The sequence below is a fragment of the Vicinamibacteria bacterium genome, from assembly GCA_035620555.1.
In the GTDB taxonomy this organism is placed as follows: Bacteria; Acidobacteriota; Vicinamibacteria; order Marinacidobacterales; family SMYC01; genus DASPGQ01.
The window spans coordinates 1-6529 of record DASPGQ010000195.1 but is presented as its reverse complement, the minus strand read 5'-3'; the positions used below and the strand labels follow the sequence as shown (position 1 = coordinate 6529).

Sequence of the window (6529 nt, the reverse complement as noted above, 5' to 3'; positions counted from 1 at the left end):
GAGGACGTGAGCGGCCGCCGCGTAGCTCGTGAAATCGGGCCGAGACGACCCGGCGACCCGCCTCGACTCGTGGCTTCGGCGCAACGCGCCCTGGGGGAGCTCGAATGGGCTCCGCGCTTGGGCAACCTCCATCGCATCGTGGAGACCGCATGGCAGTTCAAGGAGCGTTTTCCCGATGGCTATCCGAACGACTGATCTCTCCCGCCGCATGGCGCGGCTCGGCAGCTCGCGCGCCGTGAGCGATATTCTCAGACTGGCGGAGAGTCCCGAGGTCATTTCGCTTGCCGGGGGCCTGCCCGATCCGTCCGTATTTCCCCTCGATCGCATTCGAGAGTCGATGGACCGTGTTTGGCGAGATCAGGGTCGAGAAGCTCTGAATTACGGACCCAACCCCGGGTTCACCAAACTGCGCGATTGGATCGCGGAGCGCACCGGGCGGAACGAGACCCTCGAACTGAAGTCAGAGAACATCTTGGTAACTTCGGGCGGCGTCGAGGCGCTGAATCTCGTGGCGATGTCGCTCCTCGATGAGGGCGACACCGTGCTCGTCGAGGCGCCCACTTATATGGTGGCGCTTCACGTGTTTCGTGCTTACGGCGCTCGGATCGAAGCTGTGCCGATCGACGATGAGGGACTCGACCCGGATGCGCTCCATGCCAAGCTGAGCGAGCTCGAGCGAGCTGGGCGAAAACCGCGACTGATGTACGTCATCCCCTCCTACCAGAATCCCTCGGGGTGCACGTGGACGGAAGCGCGTCGGCGAAAAGCCGTCGCCGTCGCAGAGACTCACGACGTTCTCATCGTCGAGGACCACGCCTACGCCGAGCTGACCTACGGCGGCCCGCGGCCGGCGTCGCTGAAATCGCTGTCCCCAGAAAACGTCGTCCTGATTCACACCTTCTCCAAGATATTCGGTCCCGGCGTGCGGCTCGGTTGGGCCGTGGCCGAGCCTTCCTTCATCGGGCAGCTCGGACTCTGCAAGCTCGGAACCGATCAATGTGCGAACACGCTCGCCCAACGGCTGGTGTACGAATATGCAAGCCAGGGCCACATCGACGCGCAGGTCGCGGTTTCGATTCAAATCTACCGGCGGAAGCGCGATCTCATGGAAGCGGCGATGAAGAAGCACTTCCCCAAGGAGACGGCCTGGGTGCTTCCCTCGGGGGGGTTTTTCATCTGGGTCCGCCTTCCCGAGCATGTCGATAGCGAGGCCCTGTTGCGCCGGGCCATCGACGAGCAGAAGACGGCCTTCGTGGCCGGCCCGCCGTTCTTTCACGACGGGAGTGGCAAGAACTTCCTGAGGCTGTCTTTCAGTTTCGTCCCCGAGTCGATGATCGAAGAGGGGATTGCCCGAATCGGAAGGGTACTGGCGTAGGGGTATCGAGCCATCACCGGCTCAAGAGCGCCATGAGAAAGATATCCTCTTCGACCCCATCGAGAGCTCTTGCCAGACGCTTGCGGCCCTCGACGACGAATCCCGTGCTCTCGTAGAGGCGTTTGGCTCTCTCGTTGGACGCGAAGACGTCGAGCTCGATCCGCCAGATGCCACGCTCGCGTGCCCGTGACAACGTCTCCTCGAGAAGCCTCCGCCCGATGCCCTGGCGGCGGTGAGTCGATAGGACCCCCATTCCCAACCGTCCGACGTGGCGCATGCCCTCGAAGGGCAAGGGCAACACGTCGCACCAACCGACGATGCGCCGTCCGTCCAACGCCACGATCTGAACCCCCGCCGATTGGCCGAGCGATTCTAGGAACTTGCGGGTCTCTTCGCTGGTGAACCCGTCGACGGCGGCGAGATATTTTCGTTCTCGAGCCACCGCCGAGACGCATCGAGCAATTTCTTCGTGATCCTCGATTCGACTCTCGCGGAACGAGATCATGGGGGGATTCTAACCCTCGACCAGCCCTGATAGCATAGCGGGAAACATGGAGCAGTTCCGACGCCTCCTGGCCCAGGCTTGGCCCTACCGGGGTCGGTTTCTCCTGGCGTGTGTCGCGATGGTCGGATTTGCGGCGACCTCGGCCGGTCTCGCCTACCTCGTCAAGCCAGTGTTCGACGACGTATTGATTCGGAACGTCAACCTCGGGCGAATCGCTGCTCTCATCGCCATTCTGTATCTCGGCAAGGGCCTTTTTTCCTATTTCGCGACTTACCTCATGAGCTGGGTGGGCCAGCGTACGGTCATGGACCTGCGCAACCGGCTGTACCAGCACGTGATTCGCCAATCGGTGGGATTCTTCAAGCGCCAATCCACCGGGACGCTGATGAGTCACATCACCAACGACGTCGAGCGCATCCAGCTCGCCGTCTCCGAGGCCTTTGGGGACCTGCTGATGCAGAGCTTCGCCCTCGTCGGTTACGGTGCGCTCCTTTTCTATTACGACTGGCGACTCGCGATCATCGCCCTGGTGAGCGCGCCGCTCGCCGTGTATCCGCTGGTGACACTGGGAAGAAAGCTGCGGCGGACGACCGACACCGGTCTCGAACGGTGGAGGGACATCACGAACATCCTTCAGGAGACGATCTCGGGCAGCCGAATCGTAAAAGCGTTTCGAATGGAGGCGTTCGAGACCGGAAGGTTCGTTAAAGCGACCGAGCGGCTCTTCCGAACCAACATGCGGATCACCCGCGTCGTGTCGATCATGCCGCCCATCATGGAGTTCGTCGGGGGCCTGGGCCTCGCCGCGGCGATCTGGTACGGAAGCGGCCGCATCGCCGCAGGAACGATGACGACGGGTGAGTTCACGTCCTTCATGGCGGCGCTTTTCGCGATGTACATGCCGGTGAAGAAGCTTTCGCGGGTGAACGCGACCTTCCAGCAGGCGTTGTCGGCCGCCGCCAGGATCTTTGCGGTGCTGGATACGGAGCAGGAGATTCGCGAGGCTCCCGACGCCATCGCACTCGCACCGCTCGGCAAGCGGATCGAGTTCCGCGAAATAGAATTCGTTTACGGAGACGGCGAGGGGGCAACGCTGACCGACATCAATTTCGTCATCGAGGTTGGCCAGGTCGTGGCCCTCGTGGGAACCAGCGGTGCGGGCAAATCGACTCTCGCCAGCCTCGTGCCCCGTTTCTATGATCCTACGGGCGGAGCGGTGCTCTTCGATGGCATCGACATCCGCCGGGCCACCCTGTCTTCTCTACGCGGTCAGATCGGCCTGGTAACCCAGGAGACGATTCTCTTCAACGACACGATCCGTAACAACATCGCTTACGGCCTGTCGTCGATCGACGACGAGGCCATCCGTAGCGCCGCGAAAGCGGCCAATGCCCTGGAATTCATCGAGGCGACGCCCCATGGGTTCGAGACGGTCGTGGGCGAGCGAGGCCAGAGGCTGTCGGGTGGCGAGCGCCAGCGTCTCGCCATCGCGCGCGCAATCTTGAAGAATCCGCCGATTCTGGTTCTCGATGAAGCCACGAGCTCTCTCGACGCCGAGTCGGAGGCCCTGGTTCAGCAGGCGCTCGAGAACCTCATGGCGGATCGCACGACGCTCGTCATCGCGCACCGATTGTCGACGGTGCGCCGCGCCGACCTGATCGTGGTCATCGACGAGGGCCGGATCCAAGAGATCGGGAGGCATGAGGAGCTCGTCAGTCGGCCGGACGGACTCTACCGGAGGCTGTACCAGCTCCAATTCGTGCTGGGGCCGGATCCCGTCTCGGTCGGAGGAGAGCCCTAATCCATGCTCAAGAGCATGACTGGCTTCGCGCGCGGCTCGGCGGAGAACGATGCCTACGAGATCGTGGTCGAGATTCGTAGCGTGAATCATCGTTATCTGGACCTGCGTCTGAGCGGCAGCTCTTCGCTCGCCCCTCTGGAAAAGCGTGTCCGCGATCGCGTGGGAGCCGAGCTCGCAAGAGGGAAGGTCGAGGTCGGTTTCCGGGTGAAGCCGCGCAGCGAGAGCGCGTATACGATCGACGTCGACCTGGCCTTGCTCACCGAGCTCGTAGAGCGTTTGCGGGACGTCGGCCGAAGAGCCGGCATCGATGGGGAAGTCGATCTGTCCGCTCTGGTCAACTTCCCGGCCGCGTTTCGGGTGAAGGAGCGCGACGTCGAGGAGTCGAGCCTATGGAAGGCGATGGAGCCGGCGATCGACGAGGCGCTCGATGCGCTCTCGCAGATGCGGACGGCCGAGGGTGCCGAAATAGCGGCCGACTTCGCGGCGCGCACCGAGACCTTGCGGCAGCTCGTTGATGACGTCGACAAGCGCGCTGAGGGAAGCCGCCAAACGAGACGAGACGATCTGCAGGCGCGAGTGGGAGAGATCGTGGGCTCCTCCATCGATCCCGCGACCGTTGCCATGGAGGTGGCCCGCCTGGTCGAGCGAAGCGACATCGCCGAGGAGGTCACCCGCTTCAGGAGCCATCTCGTTCTCTGGCGCGAGACCGTTGCCGCCGGCTCCCCCTGCGGCAAGAAGCTCGACTTCATCGTCCAGGAGATGAATCGAGAGGTCAATACGATCGGCGCGAAAGCCCAGGATGCGGGGATCGCCGAGCGGGTAATTGCCATGAAGACCGAGCTCGAGCGGCTGCGCGAGCAGGTCCAGAACATCGAATGACCGCGCGGTGGGGGAGTCTCTTCGTCATCTCTGCCCCTTCGGGCTCGGGCAAGACCACGCTGGTACGAAATCTACTGGCTTCCGTGGATAGTATGAGGTTCTCGGTGTCCTACACCACGCGGGCCAAGCGTCCGTCGGAGCGGGAGGGCGTCGATTACCATTTCGTGACGGAGAGTGGATTCCGTAAGATGCTGGCGGCGGGAGATTTCCTGGAGTGGGCCGAGGTATACGGAAATCTCTATGGGACCTCGCGCTCGCAGACCGAGACGATTCGGGCCCGGGGCGACGACGTCGTCCTCGATGTGGACGTCCAGGGTGCGGCCCAGGTCCGACGCGCGGTTCCCGAAGCCATCATGATCTTCGTGCTCCCGCCCTCCTTTTCCGCTCTCGAAGATCGCTTGCGGCAGCGCCAACAGGACTCGGAGAAGGCAATCGCGGGAAGGCTAATCAACGCCCGGAGCGAGGTTCACCATTACCGGGACTATGACTATGTGCTCATCAACGAGAACGTTGCCGCGAGCTCGGAGACTTTGCGGGCCATCGTTCTTGCCGAGCGGGCACGGCCGGCCCGGCTGGATGAGGGAATCCGTCGGATTCTCGACTCGTTCGAGAAAGGATGAGGATGGTTGGTGGGCGATAGAACGTTCATCGAAGAGCAGATTCGCGAGCGACTTCGCTTCTATGGATCGATCACACCCTTCGGCTTTCCGAGATCCGAACGACGTAAGACCCCGTCCAGCGAACCGATCGCGAAGGCCTCGCGCGAGACCCTCGAGGCGATTCGACGGGACTTGGGCGAGTGCACCCGGTGTCGGCTCAGCGATGGGCGCACACACCTCGTCTTTGGAATGGGCAATCCCGACGCCGATCTCATGTTCATCGGCGAGGCCCCCGGCTACGACGAAGACCAGCAAGGCTTCCCCTTTGTAGGCCCCGCCGGTCAGCTCCTCACCAAAATCATCCAGGCCATCGATCTGACCCGAGAAGAGGTCTATATCACCAACGTCGTCAAATGCCGGCCTCCTCGGAACCGCGACCCCGAGCCTGACGAAGTGGAGCGGTGCCGACCCTACATCGAGCGACAAGTGGATTCGGTTCGGCCCAGGGTGATCTGCGCGCTCGGAAGGGTCGCCACGCAGAATCTTCTTCGCACCGAGGAAAGTATCTCGCGACTCCGCGGACGCATCTTCTCCTATCGCGGCGTTCGTCTCGTCCCTACGTTTCATCCTGCGTATCTCCTGCGCAACCCAGAGAAGAAGCGCGAATGCTGGGAGGACATGAAGCTGATTCGCCGCTTGCTCGCGAGCCCGCCATGAGCGGGACGATGCCCCAGCCATTTCCCCGTTATGCGGAAGTCGCCCTTCCGCTCCCGCTGCCCCAGACGTTCTCCTATGGCGTGCCCGAGCGGCTCCTGAGAGCCGAGCCCGGCTTTCGCGCCCGCGTTCGCTTCGGCCCGCGGAGTCTCATCGGCTGCGTCACCGAGATCCGTGACGAGGCTCCTCGACTGCCTGACGGGGCCACGCTCCAGCCGCTCGGCTCGCTTCTCGATGGCGAGCCGGTTCTGACCCCTTCTCAGATTCGGCTCGCGCGGTGGATCTCGGATTATTACATCGCGGCACCGGGGCTCGTGTGTCGTGCCATGATGCCGCCCGAGACGCCTCGAGAAGACCGAATCATCTACCGGCGGACGCAGGGCGCCGGGACTCCATCGAAGCTCGGCCTTCGCCTGCTCGAGGCGCTCGATCGGCCGATGACGGCCAAGGCGCTCGCGCGTGCTATGGGCCGAAAGAGCGTTTCAGGAGCCCTTGCCACGCTCCAACGCATGGGCTACGTGGTTGGTCATCGCGACATCCATGGTCACGTCGGGGCGACGAGGCAGATCGCGCAGATTACCGAGGCGGGACGGGCCGCGCTCGCGGAAGAAAAGCTCCACCCCGCGACGGCGCGGGTTCTGACGTTGCTATCGGTC

At 63.1% G+C, this 6529-nt stretch carries 8 protein-coding genes; 7 read left to right on the top strand and 1 reads right to left on the bottom strand.

Annotation, left to right across the window (positions count from 1 at the left end; all coding sequences use genetic code 11):
- Both VEK15_07920 and VEK15_07915 read left to right on the top strand, forming a co-directional pair.
- Positions 1-195, top strand: a 195-nt coding sequence (locus VEK15_07920) for a UDP-glucose 4-epimerase GalE (GenBank protein ID HXV60604.1), incomplete at its 5' end; no start/stop codon positions are given.
- Entirely contained in the window at positions 176-1375 is a 1200-nt protein-coding gene (locus tag VEK15_07915; GenBank protein HXV60603.1) for a PLP-dependent aminotransferase family protein, read from the top strand. The genes VEK15_07920 and VEK15_07915, both read left to right, overlap by 20 nt.
- Before the next feature lie 13 nt (positions 1376-1388).
- Here the strand turns inward: VEK15_07915 and VEK15_07910 are convergent, their stop codons facing one another.
- Positions 1389-1880: a GNAT family N-acetyltransferase gene (locus VEK15_07910; GenBank protein ID HXV60602.1), complete on the bottom strand. Its 492-nt coding sequence runs from the start codon at positions 1878-1880 to the stop codon at positions 1389-1391.
- Between the two features lie 46 nt (positions 1881-1926).
- Between VEK15_07910 and VEK15_07905 the strand changes: the two genes are divergently transcribed.
- The 5 genes from VEK15_07905 to VEK15_07885 form a co-directional block, all read left to right on the top strand.
- Positions 1927-3681 carry an ABC transporter transmembrane domain-containing protein gene (locus tag VEK15_07905; GenBank protein ID HXV60601.1) on the top strand — a complete coding sequence of 585 codons (1755 nt, stop codon included), beginning with the start codon at positions 1927-1929 and terminating at the stop codon, positions 3679-3681.
- Between the two features lie 3 nt (positions 3682-3684).
- A complete protein-coding gene (locus tag VEK15_07900; protein HXV60600.1) occupies positions 3685-4560 on the top strand; it encodes a YicC/YloC family endoribonuclease in 876 nt (291 codons plus the stop codon).
- Complete coding sequence (gene gmk / locus VEK15_07895; GenBank protein HXV60599.1) at positions 4557-5180, top strand: guanylate kinase; 624 nt, start codon at positions 4557-4559, stop codon at positions 5178-5180. Before VEK15_07900 ends, gmk begins: the two co-directional genes overlap by 4 nt.
- A gap of 9 nt (positions 5181-5189) precedes the next feature.
- On the top strand, positions 5190-5876 hold the full coding sequence (locus VEK15_07890) for a uracil-DNA glycosylase (GenBank protein ID HXV60598.1): 687 nt from the start codon (positions 5190-5192) through the stop codon (positions 5874-5876).
- The coding region (locus tag VEK15_07885; GenBank protein HXV60597.1) for a hypothetical protein at positions 5873-6529 on the top strand (657 nt) is incomplete at its 3' end. The genes VEK15_07890 and VEK15_07885, both read left to right, overlap by 4 nt.